This window comes from Lysinibacillus sp. BS3, from assembly GCF_039614735.1.
Taxonomy (GTDB): Bacteria; Bacillota; Bacilli; order Bacillales_A; family Planococcaceae; genus Lysinibacillus; species Lysinibacillus capsici.
Genome location: NZ_CP154860.1, coordinates 2732954 through 2759166 on the forward strand (window position 1 = coordinate 2732954; position 26213 = coordinate 2759166).

Sequence of the window (26213 nt, forward strand, 5' to 3'; positions counted from 1 at the left end):
TTTTATCCAGTTTTCAAAGAACAAAAAAATGGTGGAGCCTAGCGGGATCGAACCGCTGACCTCCTGCGTGCAAGGCAGGCGCTCTCCCAGCTGAGCTAAGGCCCCAAGAGGTATATATGGTGGGCCTAAATGGACTCGAACCATCGACCTCACGCTTATCAGGCGTGCGCTCTAACCAGCTGAGCTATAGGCCCTCTTGGAAGTTTTATTGAATTTCATAAACCTTCAAAACTGAACGCAAAACGTAATCTTACAAACCCGAGGTTTGTATTCCGAAATAATCCTTAGAAAGGAGGTGATCCAGCCGCACCTTCCGATACGGCTACCTTGTTACGACTTCACCCCAATCATCTATCCCACCTTCGGCGGCTGGCTCCAAAAGGTTACCTCACCGACTTCGGGTGTTACAAACTCTCGTGGTGTGACGGGCGGTGTGTACAAGGCCCGGGAACGTATTCACCGCGGCATGCTGATCCGCGATTACTAGCGATTCCGGCTTCATGTAGGCGAGTTGCAGCCTACAATCCGAACTGAGAACGACTTTATCGGATTAGCTCCCTCTCGCGAGTTGGCAACCGTTTGTATCGTCCATTGTAGCACGTGTGTAGCCCAGGTCATAAGGGGCATGATGATTTGACGTCATCCCCACCTTCCTCCGGTTTGTCACCGGCAGTCACCTTAGAGTGCCCAACTAAATGATGGCAACTAAGATCAAGGGTTGCGCTCGTTGCGGGACTTAACCCAACATCTCACGACACGAGCTGACGACAACCATGCACCACCTGTCACCGTTGCCCCCGAAGGGGAAACTATATCTCTACAGTGGTCAACGGGATGTCAAGACCTGGTAAGGTTCTTCGCGTTGCTTCGAATTAAACCACATGCTCCACCGCTTGTGCGGGCCCCCGTCAATTCCTTTGAGTTTCAGTCTTGCGACCGTACTCCCCAGGCGGAGTGCTTAATGCGTTAGCTGCAGCACTAAGGGGCGGAAACCCCCTAACACTTAGCACTCATCGTTTACGGCGTGGACTACCAGGGTATCTAATCCTGTTTGCTCCCCACGCTTTCGCGCCTCAGCGTCAGTTACAGACCAGAAAGTCGCCTTCGCCACTGGTGTTCCTCCAAATCTCTACGCATTTCACCGCTACACTTGGAATTCCACTTTCCTCTTCTGCACTCAAGTCCCCCAGTTTCCAATGACCCTCCACGGTTGAGCCGTGGGCTTTCACATCAGACTTAAAGGACCGCCTGCGCGCGCTTTACGCCCAATAATTCCGGACAACGCTTGCCACCTACGTATTACCGCGGCTGCTGGCACGTAGTTAGCCGTGGCTTTCTAATAAGGTACCGTCAAGGTACAGCCAGTTACTACTGTACTTGTTCTTCCCTTACAACAGAGTTTTACGATCCGAAAACCTTCTTCACTCACGCGGCGTTGCTCCATCAGGCTTTCGCCCATTGTGGAAGATTCCCTACTGCTGCCTCCCGTAGGAGTCTGGGCCGTGTCTCAGTCCCAGTGTGGCCGATCACCCTCTCAGGTCGGCTACGCATCGTCGCCTTGGTGAGCCGTTACCTCACCAACTAGCTAATGCGCCGCGGGCCCATCCTATAGCGACAGCCGAAACCGTCTTTCAGTCTCTTGCCATGAAGCAAAAGAGATTATTCGGTATTAGCCCCGGTTTCCCGGAGTTATCCCAAACTATAGGGTAGGTTGCCCACGTGTTACTCACCCGTCCGCCGCTAACGTCAAAGGAGCAAGCTCCTTTTCTGTTCGCTCGACTTGCATGTATTAGGCACGCCGCCAGCGTTCGTCCTGAGCCAGGATCAAACTCTCCATAAAAGAAATTTGATTAGCTCAAATTGTTTTGCTGGCATCATGTTTGATGTCCAAAATTTTTGTTTTGTTCACTAACCGAAGCTAGCTACTTAAAACTTTATTGATTACGTTTTGCTTGTTCAGTTTTCAAGGTTCATTTTGTTTATTTCGTTGTCACCTCTTGGCGACTCATTTATAATATCAAGATTCCAAAACAAAGTCAACAGTTTCTCCAAAAATATTTTAATACAATATATAAATGTTTCAAAAAACAATTATGGTTAAAATGCTCACTATTTAATTGATTACTATTATTGCGAAGTGTTTGTTAAGAAAAAATTATATTAGCACTTGCGTAGAGTACATCTCTTACCTAATAAAAAAGGCAAACCACATAATATAGTTTGCCCGTCTATCTATAAATTAGTTATGATACGTGAAATATAAAAACTGCGATTTTTCCCTAAATCAAAAATTTCCCCTGAATGAATTAATTTAATAAGTGGTCTTGTTGGGGCAAATTTATTTACAAACATTACTTCCCCACGTTCTAAATTAGAAAGCTCTACAATTGTACCTATCGGAAGATCTGCAACAATATCAATTAATGCACGTACTACTTTAATATCAAATTTACCAAACTCAGATTCATTAATCATTTCAATTACTTTAAATGAAGATTGTTTCGTTCTATATACTCGTTCACATGTCATAGCATGAAAAACATCTGCAACAGCAATAATTTGTGCAAATATAGAAATATTGGCGATCTTTTCGTTCTTCGGATATCCACTACCATTTAAACGTTCATGATGTTGGAAGATTGCTTCTTTCATCGTTTCTTTTAAAATGGTCAAATCTTTCACCATATTATGGCTATAAATCGGGTGTTTATATATCTCATCATATTCTTGCTCTGTTAATGGTGTCTTCTTATCCCTGATACGAGGATGTACTTTAGCCATACCACAATCAGCCAATAAACCACCGATGGCTACTTGAATAGTGGTTCCTCTATCATAACCAAGTTTTTGACCAATAACTGAGGCAATCAGACCAGTTGCTACACAATGATGATACAGGTAGTCTTTTGGATTTGAATACTCATTTAAATCAAAAATAATAGTACGATCTTCTAGTACCATCTCTACTAAAGGTAAAATAATTGTTCTGGCCTTTGCAATATCTACCTTGGCGCCCGCTTCCCAGTTTTTAAATTCTTTTTTAAACTGTTCAACAGAATGATTATAGATTTTCCTAAAAGTCGGAAGTTCTTCTATTATAACTTCGACATCACTTTCATTCTTTTCTACACGCATATCATTTTCACTTTTATAAACGGGGACGGTGAAAATATTAAATGCATGAAAAACTTGCAAGTGTACATAAGAAATCATTGTATCTTTGAAAATAATCGGATACTGTGTATTAGCAAATATATCTTCAGAAATTACCTTGCCAACACCTAGCTCTGAAATTGGAACATGTATAGTTTCCACAGAATGAACACCTCTCCACTATTTCTTGCTTCAAAATAAGGTATTATCATTTTATCATGGAATTCAAAATAATTACTTATTTTTCATTATTTACGTAAAAAAACCGATGACGACATTCAATAATGTCGTCATCGGATTATACTATTCTTCGACTTCCTCTTCGTCTTCAAAAGACTCTTCTGCTTTTTCCACTTTAGCGACAGTTGCAACCAATTCGTCATCTCCTAGTCGAATTAAACGTACACCTTGCGTACTGCGCCCAATTAATGAAATATCATTTACATCCATACGGATAAGCATACCATTAATAGTTATAAGCATTAAATCCTCAGAACCATCGACGGTTTTTACAGCCACCATTGGACCATTCTTATCTGTAATCTGAATAGTTTTCAGTCCTACTCCACCACGACTTTGTAAACGATAGTCCTCTTCAGAAGTACGTTTACCGTAACCTTTTTCAGTTACTACTAATATTTCTTGCCCTGGTTCAACAATCTCCATGCCAACTACTTCATCACCATCACGTAGCTTAATGCCTCGAACACCACCAGCTGTACGGCCCATAGATCGAATGTCGTCTTCTTGGAAACGAACGAGCATACCATCGCGAGTACCAATAATCACTTGTTTCTCTCCATCTGTAAGACGTACCGAAATAAGATCGTCGTCTTCTCTCAAGCTGATTGCGATTAAACCATTTGTTCGGATGTTAGCAAATTGTGATACAGGGGTACGTTTTGTAATACCTGTTTTTGTGGTAAAGATAAAGTAAGCATCTTCATCAAACGACGCAACACGAATCATAGCTGTTACTTTTTCGCCTTTTTCTATATTAAGCAAGTTTACGATTGGTAACCCTTTAGCAGTACGACCGAACTCAGGTATTTCATATCCTTTTGCTCTAAATACTTTACCTTTAGACGTGAAGAATAAAATTGTATCGTGGGTAGAAGTATTCATTAGATGCTCTACAAAGTCGTCTTCATTTGTACCCATTCCTTGTACACCACGACCACCACGCTTTTGACTACGATATGTATTCGCAGCTAAACGCTTGATATAGCCATTATGTGTTAAAGTAACAACTGAGTTTTCAACAGGAATTAAATCCTCATCCTCAATCATTTCAATTCCACCTGATGTAATCTCAGTACGACGTGTGTCATTAAAACGTTCTTTCAACTCTAAGATTTCAGTACGAATAATATCTACAATTTTCTCTTCATCTGCTAAGATTGCCTTTAATTCAGCTATAAGAACTTGAAGCTCTTGATATTCTGCTTCAATTTTTTCACGTTCTAAGCCACTTAATCGAACGAGGCGCATATCTAAAATAGCTTGAGCCTGACGCTCCGATAAGTTAAAGCGTTCCATTAATTGAGGTTTTGCTTCTTCACCACTACGTGAACCACGTATAATAGCGATTATTTCATCAATATGATCGAGTGCGATTCGTAAGCCCTCTAAAATGTGAGCGCGGTCTTCAGCTTTTCGAAGATCAAACTCTGTACGACGACGAATAATTACTTTTTGGTGTTCTAAATAATGGTATAGCATTTCTTTTAAGCCTAATACTTTAGGCTGTCCGTTTACTAAAGATAGCATATTGATACCGAAGCTAGATTGCATAGCTGTTTGTTTATATAAATTATTTAGTACAACATTAGCATTTGCATCTTTACGAACTTCAATCACTACACGCATACCACGACGGTCTGATTCATCACGTAAATTTGTGATTCCATCTATTTTTTTATCACGTACAAGCTCTGCAATTTTTTCAATGAGCTTAGCCTTATTCACTTGGTAAGGCAATTCATGAATAAGAATAGTTTCTTTACCATTTGCCTTTTGCTCAATTTCCACTTTCGCACGGATGATAATGGAACCTCGACCAGTTTCATAGGCTCTACGAATACCACTACGTCCTAAAATTAATCCACCAGTAGGAAAATCAGGGCCAGGAATGATTTCCATCAGCTCTTCAGTCGTAATGGCCGGATTTTCAGAAAGTGCTATAACAGCATCAATTGTTTCGCCCAATTGATGCGGAGGAATATTTGTTGCCATACCTACAGCAATCCCTGCAGCACCGTTGACTAAAAGATTTGGATAGCGACTTGGTAAAACTATTGGTTCTTTTTCTGATCCATCATAGTTATCTGTATAGTCAATTGTATCTTTATTAATATCACGGAGCATTTCCATTGCTATTTTAGACATACGTGATTCTGTATAACGCATGGCTGCTGCGCCATCACCATCAACAGAACCGAAGTTTCCGTGACCATCAACAAGCATGTAGCGATAGCTAAAATCTTGTGCCATACGTACCATTGCATCATAGATGGAAGAGTCACCATGTGGATGGTACTTACCCATTACATCCCCAACGATACGTGCTGACTTTTTGTAGGCTTTATCTGCTGTATTACCTAATTCCTGCATCCCATATAAAATACGACGATGAACTGGTTTTAATCCATCACGTACATCAGGTAATGCACGTGATACAATTACACTCATTGCATAATCAAGAAAGGATGTTTCAATTTCTTCTGTTATATTAACTCCTTTAACACCGGAGCGTTCTTGTTCTGACAAAGTGTAGACCTCCTCTCAAGAAAAATTAGATATCTAAATTAGCGTATACGGCATTTTCCTCGATAAATTGACGACGAGGTTCAACTTCATCGCCCATTAAACGTTCAAATGCTTGGTTTGCTTTAATTGCATCATCTAATTCTACTTGTAATAATGTGCGGTACTCAGGATCCATTGTTGTTTCCCAAAGCTGCTCAGCGTTCATTTCTCCAAGACCTTTATAACGCTGCACATTTGGCTTTGGCATTTTTGGTAGCCGTTCTAAAATTTCTTTTAATGTCTCTTCATCATAGCAATACTCAATATGTTTACCTTGTTTCACTTGATAAAGTGGTGGCTGTGCAATATAAATATAGCCAGCTTCTATAAGTGGTCGAAGGAAACGGAAGAAGAATGTTAAAAGTAATGTACGAATATGTGCCCCATCGACATCGGCATCTGTCATGATAATGATTTTATGATAACGAGCTTTCTCTAAATTAAACTCCTCACCAATACCAGTACCGAATGCTGTTATCATCGCACGGATTTCCGCATTCGATAAAATTTTATCTAGACGAGCTTTCTCAACGTTAAGGATTTTACCACGTAAAGGTAAAATTGCTTGGAAGTGTCGATCACGTCCAGATTTAGCCGAACCGCCGGCAGAATCACCCTCAACAATATAAATTTCACAATCAGCTGGGTTAGTAGAAGAACAGTCAGCTAATTTACCCGGTAAGCTAGATACTTCAAGGGCATTTTTACGACGAGTAAACTCACGTGCTTTTTTCGCAGCTACACGAGCACGGGCTGCCATTAATCCTTTTTCCACAATCTTTCGTGCAACCGTTGGATTTTCTAACATAAAACGCTCAAAGCCATCTGAGAACAAAGAATTGGTAATTTGACTTACTTCTGAATTCCCTAACTTTGTTTTTGTTTGTCCTTCAAATTGCGGATCTGGGTGTTTTACAGAAACTATAGCTGTTAACCCTTCTCGTACATCCTCACCTGTAAGATTAGCGTCAGATTCTTTTAGTAATCCACTTTTTCGTGCATAGTCATTAATAACGCGTGTAAGGGCTGTTTTAAACCCTGACTCATGTGTACCGCCCTCATACGTATTAATGTTATTAGCAAATGAAAAAATATTAGAAGAGAATCCAGCATTATATTGCATAGCAATTTCTACTGTGATGCCATCCTTCTCCCCAAGGACATCAATTGGATCATGGATTGGCTCTTTAGATTGATTTAAATGCTCAACATAAGAGCGAATACCACCTTCATAGTGGTATGTTGTTGAGCGAATCTCTTCTTCACGCTCATCAGCAATCGTAATCTTAATACCACGATTTAAATAAGCCAATTCTCTAATACGATGAGCTAAAATATCATATTCATAAACAGTAGTTTCTTTAAATATTTCTGGGTCAGCTTTAAAACGCGTTGTTGTACCATTATGATCGGTGTCACCGATAACCATTAACTCTTGAACTGTTTTTCCACGTTCAAATTTTATTTCATGGATATGACCTTCACGATGTACTTGAACAATTGTTTCAACAGAAAGTGCATTTACTACTGATGCTCCAACTCCATGAAGACCACCAGAAACTTTATAGCCTCCACCGCCAAATTTACCACCAGCATGTAAAACAGTCATAATAACTTCAACAGCAGGCTTACCCATTTTTTCTTGAATACTAACTGGAATACCACGACCGTTATCTTCTACACGAATCCAGTTTTCTTTTTCAATTGTTACTTTGATATCTGTACAAAATCCTGCAAGTGCTTCATCGATACTATTATCAACAATTTCCCATACTAAATGGTGAAGCCCTTTAGAGCTAGTTGAACCGATATACATCCCTGGTCTTTTACGTACTGCTTCTAAACCTTCTAATACCTGTATCTGATCGGCCTCATAAGCTTGGTTTTGTAAACCTTCGTTCTCTATAGCCACGGCTTTCATCTACTCCTTCATAACATCATTGTGTGTAAATGAATGAACAGTCAACCGAGCTGACTATTACCATTCTTTTTGTAATCTAAAAAACTACCCTGGCTAACTTCTTTCAATCGCACCTTGTTTCACGTGGAACAGTTGAGCCTGTTCCATCGTTTCATGATGAATTCCTTCCACACTTGTGGTTGTAACAAAGGTTTGGACTTCACCCTGAATGGTATTTAATAAATGCGATTGGCGATAATCATCGAGTTCCGATAAAACATCATCTAAAAGTAGTATGGGTGTTTCATTTGTTTCTTGTTTAATTAATTCAATTTCAGCAAGCTTTAAAGACAATGCAGTAGTACGCTGCTGTCCTTGTGAACCATAAGTTTGAACATCATAGCCATTCACTAAAAATTGTAAATCATCTCGGTGTGGACCAACTAATGTCACGCCTCTATCAAATTCACGTTCTCTCGCTTCAATTAATTTTTGATGTAAAGTATTTTCAATTTCACTAGTAGAGTGTTCTTTTTCAATACCAGCTACCGTACGATATTTTATAACCAGTGTTTCCTTACCTTGCGATATACCTGCGTGTATGGGTTCCGCCCACTCTTGCAATAAATCCATAAATTGAAATCTTTTACGAATAATTTGGGTAGCAGCGTGAATATATTGTTCATTGTAGACCTCATACATCACATCATTTGGCATGGACTTGCCTTGGTTCATTTTTAAAAAATGGTTACGTTGTTTTAAAACTTTTTGAAAGGTTAATAAATCATGTAAATAGACAGGCGAAATTTGCCCAATCTCCATATCAATAAAACGCCGACGTATTTGCGGACTTCCCTTTACAACGTTCAAATCCTCTGGCGCAAACATAACGACATTCATTTGACCAATATAATGACTAAGGCGACTTTGCTCTATATGATTTATCTTGCCCTTTTTACCTTTCTTTGTAATCGTAAGTTCGATCGGTAAAATACCATGCCTTTTTTTAACGGCCCCTTCTATTTTACCATAGTCTGAATCCCAACGTATCAATTCTTTATCGTTCGTTGTTCGATGGGACTTAGCCATTGCTAAAACATAGATGGACTCCATAACATTTGTTTTTCCTTGTGCATTTTCACCAATGAAAACATTAATTTTTGGAGAGAAGTTTAAAGCTAAGGCATCATAGTTACGGTAATTTGTAAGTTTTATTTGCTCAATATACATAATTTATTGTCCAGTTGGTCCTATAATTTGAAAACGACCACATCCAGGAATATTTACAATATCTCCGTTACGTAATTTACGACCTCGACGATCGTCTACTTCTCCGTTTACATATACAGCATGTTCTTGTAAAAACCACTTGGCCATTCCACCTGAACTAATGGCATCAGTAATTTTTAAAAGTTGCCCTAACGTGATGAACTCCTCATCAATTTTAATGTCCTGCATAGTGTGTTCCCCTCCGAATACAGACTGTCTATCTCTCTATCATACCTAAAATTACGCCATAAGTAAAAAAAGATAGTCACGAAGAGCGACTATCTTAACAGATCTTTTATTCTTTAGTAAGTTCGTACAGGTAAAATTAATTGTAAAATAGCATCATCATGAACGGAACGTAAAATAAACGGTCTCATTGCCCCAGTAAATTGAATAACTACGTCTTGTCCATCTATTGCTTTTAATGCTTCCATCATATATTTTGCACTGAATGAGATTTTTAAACCTTCCCCTTCTAATGCTTCCACAGGAATTTCTTCTTGTACTTTTCCGATTTCAGGAGAATTAGAAGAAACCTCAACTGCTTGGTTATCTAAAATTTCAAAACGGACAACATTATTACGATCTCCTCGTGCAACAAGTGATGCACGGTCAATAGCTTGTAATAAAGATTTACCATTAATTGTTAAATTTGTTTGATACTCTTCAGGAATTAAACGAGTTGTGTCAGGATAATTTCCTTCCAGTAAGCGAGAGAAGAATAATACATCACCAGTTTTAAATAATACTTGCTGACTTGTAATAACGATTTGGACAAGATTTGTAGAATCTTCAAGTACTTTATTTAATTCATTCAAACTTTTCCCTGGAATTACTACACTATGTTCAACTTCTGGTAAATTTTCGAGTTGCACTTTACGTCTTGCCAAACGATGACTATCTGTTGCAACACAGATTAATGTTTCATTTTTGATCTGCCAGTTTACACCTGTCAACACGGGTCTACTTTCTGAAGTGGCAACAGCGAATACTGTTTCACGGATAATTGTTTTTAAGAGATCAGCAGGAATAGTAAATTTTTGATCTTCTGTAAGCTCTGGTAATAAAGGATACTCTGCTGCATCTGAGCCAATTAAATGGAATTCCGATTTCCCTGAACGAATATGCGTTTGGAAACCTGGTGTTACTTGAATTTCAACATCGTTTGTTGGTAATTTACGTACGATTTCATTAAACATACGTGCTTGTACAACAATTGAACCTGTTTCTGTAATGTGAATAATTTGTTGTCCATCTTCTTCTACTGGAATAAATGTTTGAATAGTTATATCAGCATCACTACCAGTTAAGCGGATCCCTTCCTCTGTTACGTCAATTTTAATACCAGTTAAAATCGGAATAGTTGTTTTTGAACTTACTGCTTTCATGACATCATTTAAACCTTCTAATAAACGGTCACGTAAAATATCAAATTTCATTCGTTTTCCCTCACATATTTATATTATTTATTTATATAAAATAAAAAGATATAGTAATAGGCCCTGTGGATTTGTGGATAAGTATATTTTTATGAATAAAATCAGTCTATCCACATGTAGATAGACTGTGTATAAGTTTGTGTTTAAATAGTTAGTTTGTCCACAGCAATTACTTGCCTAGCATACTACGAATTTGTTTAACATCTTGTTGAAGTTGAACGTCATTTTTCAACATAGAAGATATTTTTTCGTGTGCATGGATGACAGTCGTATGATCGCGGCCACCAAATTCTTCGCCAATTTTGGGCAGCGAAAAATCTGTCAACTCGCGCGATAAGTACATAGCGATTTGACGTGGAAAAGCAATTAATTTAGTACGTTTTTTAGCAGCGAAATCTTCCAAACGTATACTAAAATGTTCCCCTACTGCATTTTGAATGTCTAATATTGTCACTGTTCGCGGTTTTGAATTTGGAATGATATCCTTCAATGCCTCGGCAGCTAATGTCGCTGTAATATCTTTGTTTACAAGAGATGAGTAGGCAACGACGCGAATAAGCGCACCTTCAAGCTCCCTAATATTGGAGTCAATCTGGTTCGCAATATAAAGCATTACTTCATTTGGTACCTCTAGACCGTCTGCTTTTGCTTTTTTACGCAAAATAGCGATACGAGTTTCCAAATCGGGTGGCGCAATATCAGTTATTAACCCCCACTCGAAACGTGAACGGAGCCGATCTTCTAAAGTTGGGATCTCCTTAGGAGGTCGGTCACTTGATATAACAATTTGTTTGGATTCTTCATGTAAAGTATTAAAAGTGTGGAAAAATTCTTCTTGAGTTGATTCTTTTCCAGCAAGGAATTGAATATCATCAATTAGCAGTACATCCACGTTGCGGTACTTATTGCGAAAATCAAGTGCTTTGTTATCACGAATTGAGTTAATAAATTCATTTGTAAATTTCTCGGATGATAAGTACACTACTTTAGCATTTGGATTATGCTCTAATACATAATGACCAATAGCGTGCATTAAGTGCGTTTTACCTAGCCCTACTCCCCCATAAATAAAGAATGGATTGTATGCTTTAGCAGGTGCTTCAGCTACAGCTAGCGAAGCTGCATGTGCAAAGCGGTTACCAGAGCCAATAACAAACGTGTCAAAAGTATATTTCGGGTTTAACATACCTGGTGAAATATCATGATGTTCATTATTTTTTGCTTGGATAATCGGCGCTGGCAAATCAAAATCGTCCGAATCCTGGTTTTTTTGAACAACAAATTTAATAAGCAAGTCTTCGCCTGTTAGCTCCGTTAATATACCTGTAATCAAATGAATATAATGATTTTCAAGCCAGTCTCGAGCAAACGAATTTGGCGCAGCAATTGTCACAGTGGACCCACTACCATTGTAAGATAGTAACTTCGTAGACTTTAGCCACGTTTCGAAGCTTGGTTTAGAAATTTTTTGTTCAACTTGAGCCAGGACATTGTTCCATAGTTCTTCTAAATGTTCCAAGCTGCTAATCTCCTTTACAGTGTTCAATACAAAAAAAATCGCATTTATAGAATTGTAAATACGTTCATTTTATAACTCGTCCACATAATCACAAGTTGTGGATAAAAGTTAACCAAAGGCTGTGATAAAAATTATCCACAGCATATTAACAGTTGTGGATAATTAAAATGTTCGTTTTAGTTTTCAACAAAGTGAAGCACAGTAATCGTATCAGAAAAACAAAGCTATTTCAATAGTTTGTGAAACTTATCCACATAGCTTACAGTTATGCACTTTATAGTTGTCCACAAGCACTGCTTATGTGAGAAACCTGTAGATAATTGTTGTGGATAAAAAATAATGCAAAAAATACTATACACAACTCTGTGTAAAAAAAACAAGTACTCTGTGGATAAATATTTTTATGTTTATGTAGAAAAAATATTTCTAGTAGAGTTCCAAACACTAGAAAATTGAGAATAGAATAAATAGATAGTTGGACGGATTAAAAGAAATTTGTGAAATTCATTGACAAAATAACTAGATACTTTATATAATATTCGAGTCTGTATGTTGAAAAATTCAACTCATATCAGGAGGTGTCTATATAAATGAAACGTACTTACCAACCAAAAAAACGTAAGCACAGCAAAGTACACGGTTTCCGCGCACGTATGAGCACGAAAAACGGTCGCAAAGTTCTTGCTGCTCGTCGTCGTAAAGGAAGAAAAGTTTTATCAGCATAAAATAAGTCCACTGAGCCACATCAGTGGTCTTTTTTTTCTTTATTTTTGGTAAACCTAGAAATGAGGATCAAAAGATATTATCTAATAGCAGGTGAAAGAAATGAAAAAACGCCAACGAGTGAAGAAGAATGATGATTTTCAAAAGGTGTTTAAAAAAGGTAAATCTTTCGCTAATCGTCAGTTTGTTGTTTATTTTTTAGTAAAAGAGGGACAAACGGAATTTCGTGTAGGTTTATCAGTTAGTAAGAAGCTTGGGAATGCGGTAACACGCAACCAAGTAAAACGCTATATTCGACAAAGTATTCATGAATTAAAAGATGAGCTAAAGCCGAATATGGATTATGTTATTATCGCCAGACATCCGGCGGCCACTATGGATTTTCATGAAGTGAAACAAAGTTTGCAGCATGTACTACGAATCGCAAAGGTAATGAAAAAAGTGTAATGTATGCAACCAAGTGGTGAAATTACGCCTGTACTGTTAGCAATAGAATAAATAATATGTGATTTTGCATAAAATTATATGTAAGAGAATTATACACACGGGGGTATTTGTGGCGAGAGTTTTCGCTTAAAAATATGTAAAATTCACAACTTATCTTAAGAATAAGCGTGTGTAGTTAGAATATTTAGTAGAGTGAATGTTATAGGCATGATAAAATAACTGATAACTTTATCTTCATCGAGGACTCTCAAAAGTGGACTGAAATAAAGATAAGGCTACTGACGTTAAACCGATTATGTGATAGGAAACTGTCGGTACAAAAAGAACCATAAGAATAAGAAAAAGTGAATAGTAATTGTAGGGGGAAGAAGGTTGAAAAAACAACATTGGGTAATTTTGTCACTAGTATCGGTAGCCTTACTACTTTCTGGTTGTACAGAATTCAATGAACCAATTTCCAAAGATAGCACAGGCTTCTGGAATGAATTCATTGTTTGGCCGTTGGTATCAGCAATAAAATACTTTGCTGATCTGCTAGGTACGTATGCATGGGGGATCATTGCCGTAACGATTATTATTCGTTTAGCAATTTTACCATTGATGATCAAACAAACAAAGAGTTCTAAAAAGATGCAAGAAATTCAACCAAAATTGAAGGAACTGCAAAAGAAGTATGCTTCTAAGGATGCTCAGACACAACAACAATATCAGCAAGAAATGATGAAGTTAATGAGTGAATCTGGAGTAAATCCACTTGCAGGATGCTTACCAGTAATCATTCAAATGCCAATCTTAATTGGTTTCTATCATGCAATTAGCCGTATGAATGCAACATCAACATTTGATTTAGGGAATTTCTTTATCTTCCCGCTAGCAGATCCTGCACCTGCATTAGCTATTACAGCTGGCTTAATGCAATTTATCGTGTTACGTACAGGACCAGCAATGGATAATCCTCAAATGAAAATTATGATGTATATTATGCCATTCATGATTATTGGTTTTGGTATGGCCTTACCAGCTGCATTATCATTATACTGGGTAATCGGAAACATTATTTCGATTTTCCAAAACTTGTACATTTATAAACCTTGGAATAAAGATAAAACACAACCTGCTCAAAATGGAGGGGCTAAAAAGTGAAACAACTTACGCAAATAGGCGCAACAACACAAGAAGCGATCTCATTGGCGTTACAGAAACTTGGCAAAACCCGTGAACAAGTAGATGTTGAAGTTTTACAAGAAGGTAAAAAAGGATTTTTAGGTTTTGGTGCACGTTCTGCAGAGGTACGTGTAACAGTAAAAGAAGTTCAGGTTCCGACAATTGAAAGCGACAATGCGCAATTGCACGTAGTAACTCAATTATATGAACCAATAGAAGTAGATGATGTTGAAACACTAAGTTCACAAGTTTCTGAACAACCAAGTGAAATGGAAGAAGTTCAACAAGTCGTTAAAGAACAAGCTGAGGATGGAGACTCAGCAAATCCAATTGAAGAGGCAAAGGCTTATTTAAGTAGTATCGCTGAACAATTGGCTATTCATGATCTTGAGATTGCTACGACACGCGAAGGGAAATATGTATTATTTCAACTAAAAAGTGAGAAAGCTGCCCTGCTTATAGGGAAACGAGGTCAAACATTAAATTCCTTACAGCAATTAACACAACTCGTATTAAATAAAAGCGCAAAGCAGTTCTTAATGGTGAAACTAGATGTAGAAAACTATCGCGAGCGTCGACAAGTAGCTTTAGAATTACTTGCGGATCGAATGGCGGATAAAGCATTACGCTTAAATCAACGTGTGGCATTTGAACCAATGCCGTCTTACGAACGAAAGATAATTCATAATCAATTAGCAAATCGTCTAGATCTTGAAACGTATTCAGAAGGTACGGAGCCTAATCGTTATTTAGTAATAGAACCAGTAAAAAAATAATTAGGCTGTTTCACATAATCATACAGACAATATATTTTGAAAGGTCATTTTATCTTTTAGATAAAATGACCTTTTTTAATGAAACGTAGCAAATTTTGTCGAAAATATGATTAGCGAAAAATTGATTTTATCCACATTTGGAAATGATCCTTACTTTAGATTTTGCTGAAAATATGTTAGTCTAAGGTGTTAGTAAGTATTGGTCGGTTTTGATTATCCACATGTGGATAACGTTGAGGAGGTCATTAAATGGAGTTCGATACAATTGCTGCGATATCCACACCGATGGGTGAAGGTGCCATAGCCATCGTTCGTTTAAGTGGAGACGAGGCTGTGACGATTGCAGACAAAATATTCAAATCACCCGGGGGAAAAAGTTTAACAACCAAAGATTCGCACACTATTCATTATGGACATTTAGTCGATCCTAAAACTAATGAGGTAGTAGAGGAAGTAATGCTCTCGCTGATGCGTGGGCCAAAAACATTCACACGTGAGGATGTAGTTGAAATAAACTGTCATGGTGGATTAGTTTCAGTCAAACGCGTGTTGCAACTTGCTTTAACAAATGGAGCAAGGTTAGCTGAACCAGGTGAATTCACAAAACGTGCCTTTTTAAACGGACGTATTGATTTATCACAGGCTGAAGCAGTAATGGATTTGATAAGAGCTAAAACAGATCGTGCGATGAATGTGGCTCTGGGTCAAATGGATGGAAAATTATCGAGACTTATTGGTGATTTGCGCCAAGCTTTACTAGAGACATTAGCCCAAGTAGAGGTTAATATAGATTATCCAGAGTATGATGATGTAGAAGAAATGACTGTACCTGTATTAGTAGAGAAATGTACATGGGTAAAAAATGAAATTATAAAACTTTTGCAAACATCTTCTCAAGGAAAAATTTTACGTGAGGGATTATCAACAGTTATTTTAGGTCGTCCGAATGTAGGGAAATCTTCACTATTAAATAGCTTAGTACAAGAAAATAAGGCCATAGTGACAGATATTGCAGGGACTACTCGTGATATTATAGAGGAGTACGTCAATGTCCGAGGTGTTCCACTTCGTTTAGTGGATACAGCGGGTATTCGGGAAACAGAAGATATTGTTGAACGAATTGGAGTAGAACGCTCACGGGAAGCTCTTCGTGGAGCTGATTTAATTCTGTTTGTATTAAACTATGCAGATGAATTAACTGCTGAGGATGAGCGTCTATTCGAAACAATTGAAGCGATGGATTACATCGTTATTGTCAATAAAACAGATTTACCGCAAAAAATTGATTTGGCTCGTGTCAAGGAATTAGCTGGTGACCATCGCATTGTAACAACTTCTCTGCTACAAGAGGAAGGTATTACAGAGCTAGAAGAAGCCATTGCTGCATTGTTCTTTGAGGGACAAATCGAAGCGGGCGATTTAACATATGTTTCAAACGCAAGACATATTGCTCTTCTACACCAAGCGCAAGCAACGGTAGAAGATGCAATAGCAGCTGCACAGGATGGTGTACCAGTTGATATGGTACAAATTGATGTAACAAGAACATGGGAAATACTTGGCGAAATCATTGGTGATACTGTTCAAGAAAGCCTCATCAATCAACTATTTTCTCAGTTCTGTTTAGGAAAATAATTTTCAGAAAGAAAGGAAGGTACGAGCATGCCAACAAAATATGAGGCAGGCACGTTTGATGTGATTGTGATTGGTGCTGGTCATGCAGGTTCAGAAGCTGCACATGCCGCAGCTAAAATGGGTGCTAACACATTAATGCTAACAATCAATTTAGATATGATTGCATTTATGCCATGTAATCCATCTATTGGTGGTCCTGCCAAAGGAATTGTCGTACGTGAGATTGACGCTTTAGGAGGCGTCATGGGGAAAGTGATAGATAAAACGCATATTCAAATGCGAATGTTGAATACAGGGAAAGGCCCAGCTGTACGTGCATTGCGCGCACAAGCGGACAAAGTTTTGTATCAGCAAGAAATGAAACGAGTATTAGAAGAAACACCAAACTTAACAATCCATCAAGGGATGGTTGAAGAGTTGATTATTGAGGATGGGGAAGTAAAAGGAGTCATTACACAAATTGGTGCCGTTTATCGTGCTAAAACAGTTGTCGTGACAACAGGTACTTTCCTACGTGGTGAAATCATTATTGGTGATATTAAGTATTCAAGTGGTCCTAATAACCAACAACCGTCAATTCGCTTAGCTGATAATTTAAAAGAGCTAGGTTTTGATCTAGTTCGATTTAAAACAGGTACACCACCACGTGTGAATAATCGAACAATAGATTATGACAAAACAGAGATTCAACCAGGTGATGATGTTCCACGTGCATTTAGTTTTGAAACGACTGAATTCATCATGGATCAGCTACCTTGCTGGTTAACATATACAAGCCCTGAAACTCATGAAATTATTGAAGCAAATTTACATCTTTCACCGATGTATTCAGGGATGATTAAAGGGACAGGTCCACGTTATTGCCCATCTATTGAAGATAAAGTTGTACGTTTTAATGATAAGCCAAGACACCAAATCTTCTTAGAGCCAGAAGGCCGCAATACACGTGAGGTTTATGTTCAAGGTTTGTCAACAAGCCTACCAGAGCATGTTCAAACACGTTTACTAAAATCTATACCTGGCTTAGAGAATGCGGAAATGATGCGCGCTGGTTATGCTATTGAATACGATTCAATTGTGCCAACACAACTATGGCCAACTTTAGAAACAAAACGTATTAAAGGCTTATATACAGCGGGTCAAATCAACGGCACATCTGGCTATGAAGAAGCTGCCGCGCAAGGCTTAATGGCGGGCATGAATGCTGCTGCTAATGTACTAGGTAAAGACGAATTAATTTTGAGCCGTTCGGATGCTTATATTGGCGTTTTGATCGATGACCTAGTGACAAAAGGAACAAATGAGCCATATCGTTTATTAACATCTCGTGCAGAATATCGTTTACTATTACGTCATGATAATGCAGATCTACGATTAGTAGAGTTAGCTTACAATATGGGGATGATTCCACAAGAAAGATATGCTAGTTTCAATGAGAAAAAAGAGCTGATTGAAAATGAAATTGCACGTCTTCGTGAAGTCATTATTAAGCCAAATGAAGCGACACAATCTGTTATTCGTTCTGTTGGTGGTAGTGAATTAAAAGACGGTATACGTGGTGCAGACTTATTAAAACGTCCTGAAATGCATTATGAGTTAATCTCTTCTTTAATTCCTGCAGAAATCGAATTGGCGGATGAAGTGAAAGAACAAATTGAAATCCAGCTTAAATATGAAGGCTATATCGAAAAAGCATTGCAACAGGTAGAGAAACTACACAAAATGGAAAACAAAAAAATTCCTGAGAATATTGATTACGATGCTATTTCAGGTTTAGCAACAGAAGCGCGTCAAAAATTAAAACAAGTTACACCTCTATCTATTGCGCAAGCCTCTCGTATTTCTGGTGTTAATCCAGCTGATATTTCAATTCTGCTTGTTTATATTGAACAAGGTAAAATTGCGAAAGTAAGCAGCTGATCATCAACAACAGTAAAGTGAATAAGAGGCGGGCATACCATTGTGCCCGCTTCCTATTTTTAAAGCTATACTATTAGTTGGAGTTGTATAGCTAGATCAACAAAGGAGACTTTACATGAACGAACAACAATTTATTGAGGCTCTGAAAGAGAAAGGTATTGAACTTTCTGATATACAGATTGCTCAATTTAAAAAGTATTTTGAATTACTTGTTGAGTGGAATGAAAAGATGAATTTAACTGCCATTACAGATTTAGAAGGCGTGTATTTAAAGCATTTCTTCGATTCGATTAGTCCTTCATTTTACTTTGATTTTTCAAAAGTCATAACTGTTTGTGATGTTGGAGCAGGAGCTGGTTTCCCAAGTATCCCAATTAAAATCTGTTTCCCACATTTACAAGTTACAATTGTCGACTCCTTAAATAAAAGAATTACCTTTTTAAATCATTTAAGTGATGAGTTACAATTAGAGAATATGCATTTTGTACATGCTCGCGCGGAAGAGTTTGGCCAAAATTTAAAATACCGCGAACAATTTGATGTGGTAACAGCACGAGCTGTAGCTCGTTTATCCGTTCTAGCAGAGTTATGTGTACCTTTAGCGAAACAAGATGGATATTTTGTTGCTTTAAAAGCCGCAGCTGGGGCAGAAGAACTAAAGGATGCTAAAAAAGCTTTAACAACATTGGGTGTTAAACTGAGTGAGGAATTTTCTTTCAAGCTACCTGTTGAAGAAAGTGAACGCATTTTATATATATTTGATAAAATAAAAGGAACACCGAAAAAATATCCGCGTAAGCCAGGTGTACCAAATAAAACACCGATTCAATAATTAGTGTTTCATGTGAAACTTCTCAAAGTGGAAAATATTTTTTCTATTTTGAGCATACATACTAGTTATGGATGGTTCACGCAAAAGACATCTATGAACTATATACATTTCAAGAAATATAATAAATAATAATAGAATGACACAGAGCAAGATAGTTACTTAAAGGTGGTGCCACTTGGATGAAAAGTCCTTTTTCACGTTTTTTTGGAGGCGGAAGTAAAACAGAGCCTATTGTGAAAAATGAAGTAGAACAAGCAGAGGCGGTTCATGCAGCGGAAGAAGTCATAAAGTTGCCTATTGATCAAATTGTACCTAACCGTTTTCAGCCACGTACTATTTTTGATGATGAAAAAATTGAAGAATTATCAAGAACCATTCATACACATGGTGTGATTCAGCCAATTGTTGTACGTAAAACATCAGACAATCAATATGAAATTATCGCTGGTGAGCGTCGTTATCGAGCGATGAAAAAGCTACAATGGACAGAAGTCCCTGCTATTGTACGTAATTTAACTGATAAGGAAACAGCATCTATTGCGTTAATAGAGAACTTGCAGCGTGAGGAGTTAACTGCTATTGAAGAAGCGGTAGCCTATCAAAAATTATTAGAGCTTCATGAGCTAACACAGGAAGCTCTTGCCCAAAGACTTGGAAAAGGACAATCCACTGTAGCCAACAAATTACGTTTATTAAGGCTGCCAGATGAAGTACAGCAAGCTATTTTGAAGCGAAAAATATCTGAACGACATGCACGTGCATTAATTGCTATTAAAGATCAACCATTGCAACTAGAAATTTTGCAGCTAGCAATTGAAAATGATTGGAATGTGCGACAGTTAGAGGAGCAAATCCAGGCTATATTACATCCTGTAGCTGATGAGCAGGAAGAATCAATTCCAAAGAAAGCTAAACCGAAACGTAAAGCTATAAGTAAAGATGTACGTATTGCTTTGAATACCATCAAACAGTCTTTAACGATGGTAACGAAAAGTGGGATTACGGTGAAAACTGAAGAAGAAGATACAGAAGAATACTATCAAATTACAGTGAAGATACCTAAAAAGAAAAAAGTGTAATAAATTATTTTAGAAAAATAATTTATGATCAAATTTATCACTGTACAGGGGAGATATCTCAGAAGATTAATAGAGATATCTCCTTTTTTGTATTTATTCTTAATATTTTATACAACTCTCTTCAAATTTTTTGATAGAATGAAAGTTAGATAGCGGATTAAATAGTGATTTTACAAATGATTTGTCAAAGTAAACTTTGATAGATGAAAGCAGGTGCTTTTAAATGGGTAGAATTATAGCAATCGCCAATCAAAAGGGTGGCGTAGGTAAAACAACAACTTCGGTCAATTTGAGCGCTTGCCTAGCATACTTAGGTAAGAAAGTGCTTTTAATTGATACTGATCCGCAGGGGAATACAACAAGTGGACTTGGTATTAATAAAGGAGAAATACAGGGTTGTATTTATGATGTGCTCATTGATGATGAAGATGTTCAAAATGTCATTCAAAAAACAAATGTTGAAAATTTATCTATCGTGCCAGCAACAATCTCACTTGCAGGTGCAGAAATTGAATTGGTTTCGACTATTTCCAGAGAAGTACGTTTAAAACATGCTTTACAAAATGTGAAAGAGGATTTCGATTATATAATTATTGACTGTCCACCATCTTTAGGGCTTTTAACAATCAATGCGTTAACAGCTTCAGATGCGCTTATTATTCCTGTACAATGTGAATATTATGCATTGGAAGGGTTAAGTCAATTACTATCAACAGTTCGCCTCGTTCAAAAGCATTTGAATCAACAGCTTTATATCGATGGCGTTTTATTAACAATGCTAGATGCACGCACAAACTTAGGCTTACAAGTTATTGAGGAAGTGAAAAAATATTTCCAAGATAAAGTATATAAAACAATAATCCCCCGTAATGTGCGATTAAGTGAGGCACCAAGTCATGGTCAACCAATCATCACTTATGATGCAAAATCTAGAGGTGCAGAAGTTTATTTAGAGATGGCGAGGGAAGTGATTAAAAATGGCTAAAGGTCTAGGAAAGGGTATTGGGGCATTATTTCCAGGAGAGTCTTTAGAACACAGTGGTCAAGTGGAAGAAATCCAATTAGATTTAATTGTTGCGAACCCATTTCAGCCACGTAAAATTTTCGATGAAGAAAGTTTACAAGAATTAGCTGATTCTATTAAAGAACATGGAATTTTGCAGCCAATTGCTGTGCGTAAAAAAGCACGCAAGTTTGAAATTGTTGCGGGAGAGCGTCGTTACAGAGCTTGTCTATTAGCTGGCCTCGAGGTTATTCCTGTCATTATAAAAGAGCTATCAGATGCACAAATGATGGAGCTTGCTATTTTAGAAAACCTCCAACGTGAGGATTTAACTGTTATTGAAGAAGCAGAAGCCTATCAGAGTTTAATGGAAAACTTACATTTAACTCAGGAAGAGTTATCGAAGCGATTAGGAAAAAGTAGACCACATATTGCCAATCACGTTCGGCTACTGGCATTACCAGAAGATGTACGTAAATTGATGAATGATGGAACTTTATCGATGGGGCAGGGACGAGCATTACTCGGCTTAAAAAATAAAAGAAGAATATCAGAAGTGGCTAATAAGGTAATAAATTTAGGATTGAACGTACGTCAAGTTGAATTATTAGTGCAAAACTTAAATGAAGAAGTTTCACGTGAAACAATCCCTCCTAAGAAAAAAGATATCTTTGTAACTGCAAAGGAGTCACAATTACGAGACTACTTTGGAACAAATGTTCAAATAAAGAAAACAAGCAATAAAGGGAAAATAGAAATTGAATTTTATTCTGAAGATGATTTAGAACGAATATTGGAAATATTAAACATACAGGAAGAATAAAATAATATTTCTATAACTTAATCAGAGCGCCAAGCAAATAGGCGCTCTCTATTTTTTAGAGAGAAAGAAGGCTTAAGTGTGGTATTACTAGGGGCATTAATAAATGCTGTGTTAATTATAGTAGGAGCATTAGTAGGGCGCATTTTTAAAAATCTTCCTGAATCTATGAAATCTACGGTTCTTTCTATTATTGGTTTAGCCGTCACATTATTAGGGATAAAAATGGGCTTTGAAAGTGATAATTTTATTATATTGGTAGTAAGTTTAGTGGTAGGTACAGTAATAGGTGAGTGGTTAGATTTAGATAAACAAATGAATCGTCTAGGTAAATGGGTAGAGAGTTTATTTCGTACAAAACGGGATGACCAAAATCAAATTAGCATAGCAGAGGGCTTTGTAACTGCCTCACTAATTTTTGTTGTAGGATCAATGGCTGTTATAGGTGCTCTTGATAGTGGTCTTCGTAATGATCATAATGTACTCATTACTAAAGGATTAATAGATGGATTTACATCCATTATTCTAGCCTCGACATTAGGTATAGGTGTAATGCTATCCGCTGTACCTGTCTTTGTTTATCAAGGATTAATAGCTCTTTTTGCAGGTGTTATAAGTTCCTTTATCCCTGATGCCGCACTACAAATGTTCATTACAGAAATGACAGCTGTTGGCGGGGTTATGATTATGGCAATAGGGTTAAACATTGCAGGCTTAGCTAAGATCAAAGCTGCTAACTTGCTTCCAGGTATCGTCATTGTTGGTATTATGGTGGCTATCTTCTACATTTTTTAGTGAATAACGATGAGCAGCCAGTAATAATGCTCTTGAAAGCTTTTCAGCCATTGCATAAGAAATATGAAGTCTGGTATTTTGTAAAACAAGCATTTCCATAAAGCCTCCAATATTGACGATTCCTTTCACGGAAATGTCTCCAATTGGGGGTAATTCTTTTTTTACAGCTTTTCCAGGGAAAATGGGTCCACTTTGAACTGAAATATGACCAACATTTTGCTCACTGCCGAGACAGGCATCAATCGCAATAATGAATGGTTTTGTAGTATGATTGTGTAGCTGTTGCATTGTAGAATCTAGGTTTAGAGCATGTAAAGGGTCTTCTAAGGAACCTACAATTTCATAAGGAAAGCTAACAGATTTTTTTAAAAAGCTACCAGTTAATGGACCAAGTGTATCACCCGTACATCGGTCACTGCCAATACAACAAAAAATTAGTCTTTCATGATGAAACGGTATATGTTCTAAAAATAATGTACTTAATTGCCAAACAGCATTTTTACTCTCATGATGAAGGGAATAAGGTAGTAACAAATTTGGTATAGTATTCATAAAAAAACTCACTTTCTTTTTATTTTTAGAAGTGCTCAATTTTTATGCAGTATACGCAAATTTTTAGCAAGTTATTCAAGAGGTGGTAATGATGGAAAAGAATAAAAAGTTAATGGAAAAATACTGGGACAAGCTCACATCTGAGGATCTTTGGGAAAAGGTTATTGATGCATCTATAGAAATTTTGCTCATTCTATTAGTATCGTGGATCGCTGTAAGATTAGGTAAAAAATTTATTAAAAAGGTGTTTTTAATCCGTATGCGTTCACCATTGAGCCACTCAGAGCGACGCCAACGAACAATTTCAAGATTATTACAAAGCGTGATTTCCTATGTCGTTTATTTCTCTGCAATCATTGGTATACTTTCTTCCTTAAATATAAAGGTAGCAGGTTTATTAGCGGGTGCAGGAATTGTTGGTTTAGCAATAGGTTTTGGTGCTCAAAGCTTAGTAAAGGATGTTATTACTGGATTCTTTATTATTTTTGAAGACCAGTTTGGTGTAGGCGATTATATAAAAATAAATGCTGCAGAAGGTACAGTTGTAGAAATTGGCTTACGTACAACAAAAATTAATGGTGCTACTGGTGAACAGTTCATCATTCCCAATGGTGCCATAGGCGAAGTCGTCAATTATTCTGTTAACAACTCCAAAATTTTTATAGATTTACAAATGGCCACGGATGCTGATTTTGAGAAAGCAGAAGGGGTTATTAATAAGTATTTAGAGACATTGCCTAAGATGCATAAAGAATTAATTGCAGCTCCGGTATTTCTAGGTGTGCAAAATGTGAAAGGGACAGAAGTAACCATTCGTATAGCTGCTGAAACATTACCGCAGCAACAATATGGAGTAGCACGTACCATACGCCGCGATATTACGAAACTCTTTGAAGAAAATAATATACCAATGGCCTATCCAAAAATGATGTTCTATGGCAAAGATGAGGGGAGAAGTGTGTAAGATGGAGGCAAAAAAATTTGGTTTAAACGATATTGTTGAAATGAAAAAACAACATCCATGCGGTACTAATAAATGGAAAATTATTCGTATGGGGGCGGATGTACGTATCAAATGCGAAGGATGTCAGCATAGTGTCATGATTCCACGTCGTGAATTTGAGAAAAAAATGAAAAAGGTTTTATTTTCTGCGGAGGAGTCGTAACATCAGGCATATTAGACTTTTTCTGGGTGAATCAATATAATAGATAGGGTTATATGAGAGAAAATTTGAACTGAGTATAGAAAGGTTGTGTCCATCCATGGCATTAACAGCTGGAATCGTTGGTTTACCTAACGTTGGAAAATCAACATTATTTAACGCAATAACAAAAGCGGGCGCATTGGCTGCAAACTATCCATTCGCAACGATCGATCCAAACGTTGGTATAGTTGAAGTACCTGATGCACGTTTAGATAAATTAACAGAATTAGTGGTACCGAAAAAAACTGTGCCAACTGCATTTGAATTTACAGATATCGCTGGAATTGTTAAAGGTGCTTCCAAGGGTGAAGGATTAGGAAATAAGTTCCTAGCTCATATTCGTGAAGTAGACGCAATTTGTCAGGTAGTACGTTGTTTTGTAGACGAAAACATTACTCACGTTTCTGGTGCAGTAGATCCAATTGACGATATTGAAGTTATTAATCTAGAGCTTGCACTAGCTGACTTAGAATCTGTGGATAAACGTTTACAACGAGTTAGCAAAATGGCGAAACAAAAAGATAAAGAGGCTATGATAGAAGAGCCAGTGCTTCTAAAAATTAAAGAGCAACTAGAAAACGGTAAACCAGCTAGAGCAGCTGAGCTATCAGATGATGAATTAAAGGTAATTAAAGGTCTTCATCTGCTAACAATTAAACCAATGCTTTATGTAGCAAACGTTTCAGAAGATGAAGTAGCAGATGCAGACAACAACGAGTATGTGAAAAAAGTACGTGAGTATGCATCCGCTGAAGGTGCACAGGTCATTACTATTTGTGCAAAAATCGAAGAAGAAATTTCTGAGTTAGATGATGAAGAAAAAGCTATGTTCTTAGAAGAATTAGGAATTAAAGAATCTGGTTTAGATCAACTAATTCGTACTTCTTATGACTTATTAGGACTAGCTACTTACTTCACTGCAGGTGTACAAGAGGTACGTGCCTGGACGTTCCGTAAAGGAATGAAGGCACCTCAATGTGCAGGTATTATTCATACTGACTTTGAACGCGGCTTTATTCGTGCAGAAACAGTGGCATATGATGATCTTCTTGAGGCAGGTTCGCAAGCAGCGGCTAAGGAAGCTGGTAAAGTACGTCTTGAAGGTAAAGAATATGAAGTACAAGATGGCGATATTATGTTATTCCGCTTTAATGTATAAAAAACTTACAAGGGC

22 protein-coding genes, 2 tRNA genes and 1 rRNA gene are annotated in these 26213 nt (G+C 37.4%); 14 read left to right on the top strand and 11 right to left on the bottom strand.

Going from position 1 to position 26213, the window contains the following annotated elements:
- Positions 1-29 precede the first annotated feature (29 nt).
- The 10 genes from AAJG31_RS13430 to dnaA all read right to left on the bottom strand — a co-directional run bounded on the left by AAJG31_RS13430 (position 30) and on the right by dnaA (position 12088).
- Positions 30-105, bottom strand: a tRNA-Ala gene (locus tag AAJG31_RS13430).
- 12 nt (positions 106-117) lie between these two features.
- Positions 118-194 (bottom strand) — tRNA-Ile (locus tag AAJG31_RS13435).
- Between the two features lie 94 nt (positions 195-288).
- Positions 289-1840 (bottom strand): 16S ribosomal RNA (locus AAJG31_RS13440).
- A 392-nt stretch (positions 1841-2232) separates the two neighbouring features.
- Entirely contained in the window at positions 2233-3315 is a 1083-nt protein-coding gene (locus AAJG31_RS13445) for an HD-GYP domain-containing protein (protein WP_279493547.1), read from the bottom strand.
- Positions 3316-3456: 141 nt separating this feature from the next.
- The gene (gene gyrA, locus AAJG31_RS13450) at positions 3457-5922 is read right to left on the bottom strand and encodes a DNA gyrase subunit A (RefSeq protein ID WP_048395196.1); all 2466 of its coding nucleotides are present in this window, start codon (positions 5920-5922) and stop codon (positions 3457-3459) included.
- A gap of 25 nt (positions 5923-5947) precedes the next feature.
- Entirely contained in the window at positions 5948-7882 is a 1935-nt protein-coding gene (gene gyrB, locus AAJG31_RS13455; RefSeq protein WP_048395198.1) for a DNA topoisomerase (ATP-hydrolyzing) subunit B, read from the bottom strand.
- 93 nt (positions 7883-7975) lie between these two features.
- A complete protein-coding gene (recF, locus tag AAJG31_RS13460; protein WP_048395200.1) occupies positions 7976-9091 on the bottom strand; it encodes a DNA replication/repair protein RecF in 1116 nt (371 codons plus the stop codon).
- A gap of 3 nt (positions 9092-9094) precedes the next feature.
- The gene (gene yaaA / locus AAJG31_RS13465) at positions 9095-9319 is read right to left on the bottom strand and encodes a S4 domain-containing protein YaaA (protein ID WP_004233303.1); all 225 of its coding nucleotides are present in this window, start codon (positions 9317-9319) and stop codon (positions 9095-9097) included.
- A 113-nt stretch (positions 9320-9432) separates the two neighbouring features.
- On the bottom strand, positions 9433-10569 hold the full coding sequence (gene dnaN, locus AAJG31_RS13470; RefSeq protein WP_279493545.1) for a DNA polymerase III subunit beta: 1137 nt from the start codon (positions 10567-10569) through the stop codon (positions 9433-9435).
- A gap of 169 nt (positions 10570-10738) precedes the next feature.
- Positions 10739-12088: a chromosomal replication initiator protein DnaA gene (gene dnaA / locus AAJG31_RS13475; RefSeq protein ID WP_004233307.1), complete on the bottom strand. Its 1350-nt coding sequence runs from the start codon at positions 12086-12088 to the stop codon at positions 10739-10741.
- A 590-nt stretch (positions 12089-12678) separates the two neighbouring features.
- On the opposite strand from dnaA, the gene rpmH reads away from it, so the two are divergent.
- The 11 genes from rpmH (at position 12679) to AAJG31_RS13530 (ending at position 23282) form a co-directional block, all read left to right on the top strand.
- Positions 12679-12813 carry a 50S ribosomal protein L34 gene (gene rpmH / locus AAJG31_RS13480; protein ID WP_004233310.1) on the top strand — a complete coding sequence of 45 codons (135 nt, stop codon included), beginning with the start codon at positions 12679-12681 and terminating at the stop codon, positions 12811-12813.
- A 100-nt stretch (positions 12814-12913) separates the two neighbouring features.
- Positions 12914-13258, top strand: coding sequence for a ribonuclease P protein component (gene rnpA, locus AAJG31_RS13485; protein ID WP_048395204.1), 345 nt, complete (start codon positions 12914-12916; stop codon positions 13256-13258).
- A gap of 372 nt (positions 13259-13630) precedes the next feature.
- A complete protein-coding gene (gene yidC / locus AAJG31_RS13490) occupies positions 13631-14401 on the top strand; it encodes a membrane protein insertase YidC (RefSeq protein ID WP_025115704.1) in 771 nt (256 codons plus the stop codon).
- Positions 14398-15198 carry an RNA-binding cell elongation regulator Jag/EloR gene (gene jag / locus AAJG31_RS13495; protein WP_279493535.1) on the top strand — a complete coding sequence of 267 codons (801 nt, stop codon included), beginning with the start codon at positions 14398-14400 and terminating at the stop codon, positions 15196-15198. Before yidC ends, jag begins: the two co-directional genes overlap by 4 nt.
- Positions 15199-15447: 249 nt before the next feature.
- Positions 15448-16833 carry a tRNA uridine-5-carboxymethylaminomethyl(34) synthesis GTPase MnmE gene (gene mnmE / locus AAJG31_RS13500; RefSeq protein ID WP_054548811.1) on the top strand — a complete coding sequence of 462 codons (1386 nt, stop codon included), beginning with the start codon at positions 15448-15450 and terminating at the stop codon, positions 16831-16833.
- A gap of 27 nt (positions 16834-16860) precedes the next feature.
- Positions 16861-18753 carry a tRNA uridine-5-carboxymethylaminomethyl(34) synthesis enzyme MnmG gene (gene mnmG, locus AAJG31_RS13505; RefSeq protein WP_048395211.1) on the top strand — a complete coding sequence of 631 codons (1893 nt, stop codon included), beginning with the start codon at positions 16861-16863 and terminating at the stop codon, positions 18751-18753.
- Positions 18754-18868: 115 nt separating this feature from the next.
- The gene (gene rsmG / locus AAJG31_RS13510; protein WP_279493533.1) at positions 18869-19585 is read left to right on the top strand and encodes a 16S rRNA (guanine(527)-N(7))-methyltransferase RsmG; all 717 of its coding nucleotides are present in this window, start codon (positions 18869-18871) and stop codon (positions 19583-19585) included.
- Positions 19586-19764: 179 nt separating this feature from the next.
- A complete protein-coding gene (gene noc / locus AAJG31_RS13515) occupies positions 19765-20664 on the top strand; it encodes a nucleoid occlusion protein (protein WP_004233323.1) in 900 nt (299 codons plus the stop codon).
- 223 nt (positions 20665-20887) lie between these two features.
- The gene (locus AAJG31_RS13520; protein WP_048395216.1) at positions 20888-21649 is read left to right on the top strand and encodes an AAA family ATPase; all 762 of its coding nucleotides are present in this window, start codon (positions 20888-20890) and stop codon (positions 21647-21649) included.
- Positions 21642-22490, top strand: coding sequence for a ParB/RepB/Spo0J family partition protein (locus AAJG31_RS13525; RefSeq protein ID WP_048395218.1), 849 nt, complete (start codon positions 21642-21644; stop codon positions 22488-22490). The genes AAJG31_RS13520 and AAJG31_RS13525 overlap by 8 nt, the downstream gene beginning before the upstream one ends.
- Before the next feature lie 78 nt (positions 22491-22568).
- Positions 22569-23282, top strand: a complete 714-nt coding sequence (locus tag AAJG31_RS13530) for a DUF554 domain-containing protein (protein ID WP_048395220.1) — start codon at positions 22569-22571, stop codon at positions 23280-23282.
- On the opposite strand, the gene yyaC is transcribed toward AAJG31_RS13530, so the two are convergent.
- On the bottom strand, positions 23202-23834 hold the full coding sequence (gene yyaC / locus AAJG31_RS13535; RefSeq protein WP_048395222.1) for a spore protease YyaC: 633 nt from the start codon (positions 23832-23834) through the stop codon (positions 23202-23204). The two genes, AAJG31_RS13530 and yyaC, sit on opposite strands and share 81 nt — an antisense overlap.
- 91 nt (positions 23835-23925) lie before the next feature.
- Here yyaC and AAJG31_RS13540 point away from each other — a divergent pair, with 91 nt between their 5' ends.
- The 3 genes from AAJG31_RS13540 to ychF all read left to right on the top strand — a co-directional run bounded on the left by AAJG31_RS13540 (position 23926) and on the right by ychF (position 26198).
- A complete protein-coding gene (locus AAJG31_RS13540; protein WP_054548813.1) occupies positions 23926-24798 on the top strand; it encodes a mechanosensitive ion channel family protein in 873 nt (290 codons plus the stop codon).
- 1 nt (position 24799) lies between these two features.
- Positions 24800-25000, top strand: a complete 201-nt coding sequence (locus tag AAJG31_RS13545) for a DUF951 domain-containing protein (protein WP_048395226.1) — start codon at positions 24800-24802, stop codon at positions 24998-25000.
- A 97-nt stretch (positions 25001-25097) separates the two neighbouring features.
- Positions 25098-26198, top strand: a complete 1101-nt coding sequence (ychF, locus tag AAJG31_RS13550; RefSeq protein ID WP_016994923.1) for a redox-regulated ATPase YchF — start codon at positions 25098-25100, stop codon at positions 26196-26198.
- Positions 26199-26213 lie beyond the last annotated feature (15 nt).

Bases quoted from the DNA above. Each gene is read 5' to 3' on its own strand.
- AAJG31_RS13520 (WP_048395216.1), top strand. From the start codon at position 20,888: ATGGGTAGAATTATAGCAATCGCCAATCAAAAGGGTGGCGTAGGTAAA.
- rpmH (WP_004233310.1), top strand. From the start codon at position 12,679: ATGAAACGTACTTACCAACCAAAAAAACGTAAGCACAGCAAAGTACAC.
- rnpA (WP_048395204.1), top strand. From the start codon at position 12,914: ATGAAAAAACGCCAACGAGTGAAGAAGAATGATGATTTTCAAAAGGTG.
- ychF (WP_016994923.1), top strand. From the start codon at position 25,098: ATGGCATTAACAGCTGGAATCGTTGGTTTACCTAACGTTGGAAAATCA.
- dnaN (WP_279493545.1), bottom strand. From the start codon at position 10,569: ATGAAATTTGATATTTTACGTGACCGTTTATTAGAAGGTTTAAATGAT.
- AAJG31_RS13525 (WP_048395218.1), top strand. From the start codon at position 21,642: ATGGCTAAAGGTCTAGGAAAGGGTATTGGGGCATTATTTCCAGGAGAG.
- AAJG31_RS13540 (WP_054548813.1), top strand. From the start codon at position 23,926: ATGGAAAAGAATAAAAAGTTAATGGAAAAATACTGGGACAAGCTCACA.
- recF (WP_048395200.1), bottom strand. From the start codon at position 9,091: ATGTATATTGAGCAAATAAAACTTACAAATTACCGTAACTATGATGCC.
- noc (WP_004233323.1), top strand. From the start codon at position 19,765: ATGAAAAGTCCTTTTTCACGTTTTTTTGGAGGCGGAAGTAAAACAGAG.
- yaaA (WP_004233303.1), bottom strand. From the start codon at position 9,319: ATGCAGGACATTAAAATTGATGAGGAGTTCATCACGTTAGGGCAACTT.
- mnmG (WP_048395211.1), top strand. From the start codon at position 16,861: ATGCCAACAAAATATGAGGCAGGCACGTTTGATGTGATTGTGATTGGT.
- rsmG (WP_279493533.1), top strand. From the start codon at position 18,869: ATGAACGAACAACAATTTATTGAGGCTCTGAAAGAGAAAGGTATTGAA.
- gyrB (WP_048395198.1), bottom strand. From the start codon at position 7,882: ATGAAAGCCGTGGCTATAGAGAACGAAGGTTTACAAAACCAAGCTTAT.
- mnmE (WP_054548811.1), top strand. From the start codon at position 15,448: ATGGAGTTCGATACAATTGCTGCGATATCCACACCGATGGGTGAAGGT.
- AAJG31_RS13545 (WP_048395226.1), top strand. From the start codon at position 24,800: ATGGAGGCAAAAAAATTTGGTTTAAACGATATTGTTGAAATGAAAAAA.
- yyaC (WP_048395222.1), bottom strand. From the start codon at position 23,834: ATGAATACTATACCAAATTTGTTACTACCTTATTCCCTTCATCATGAG.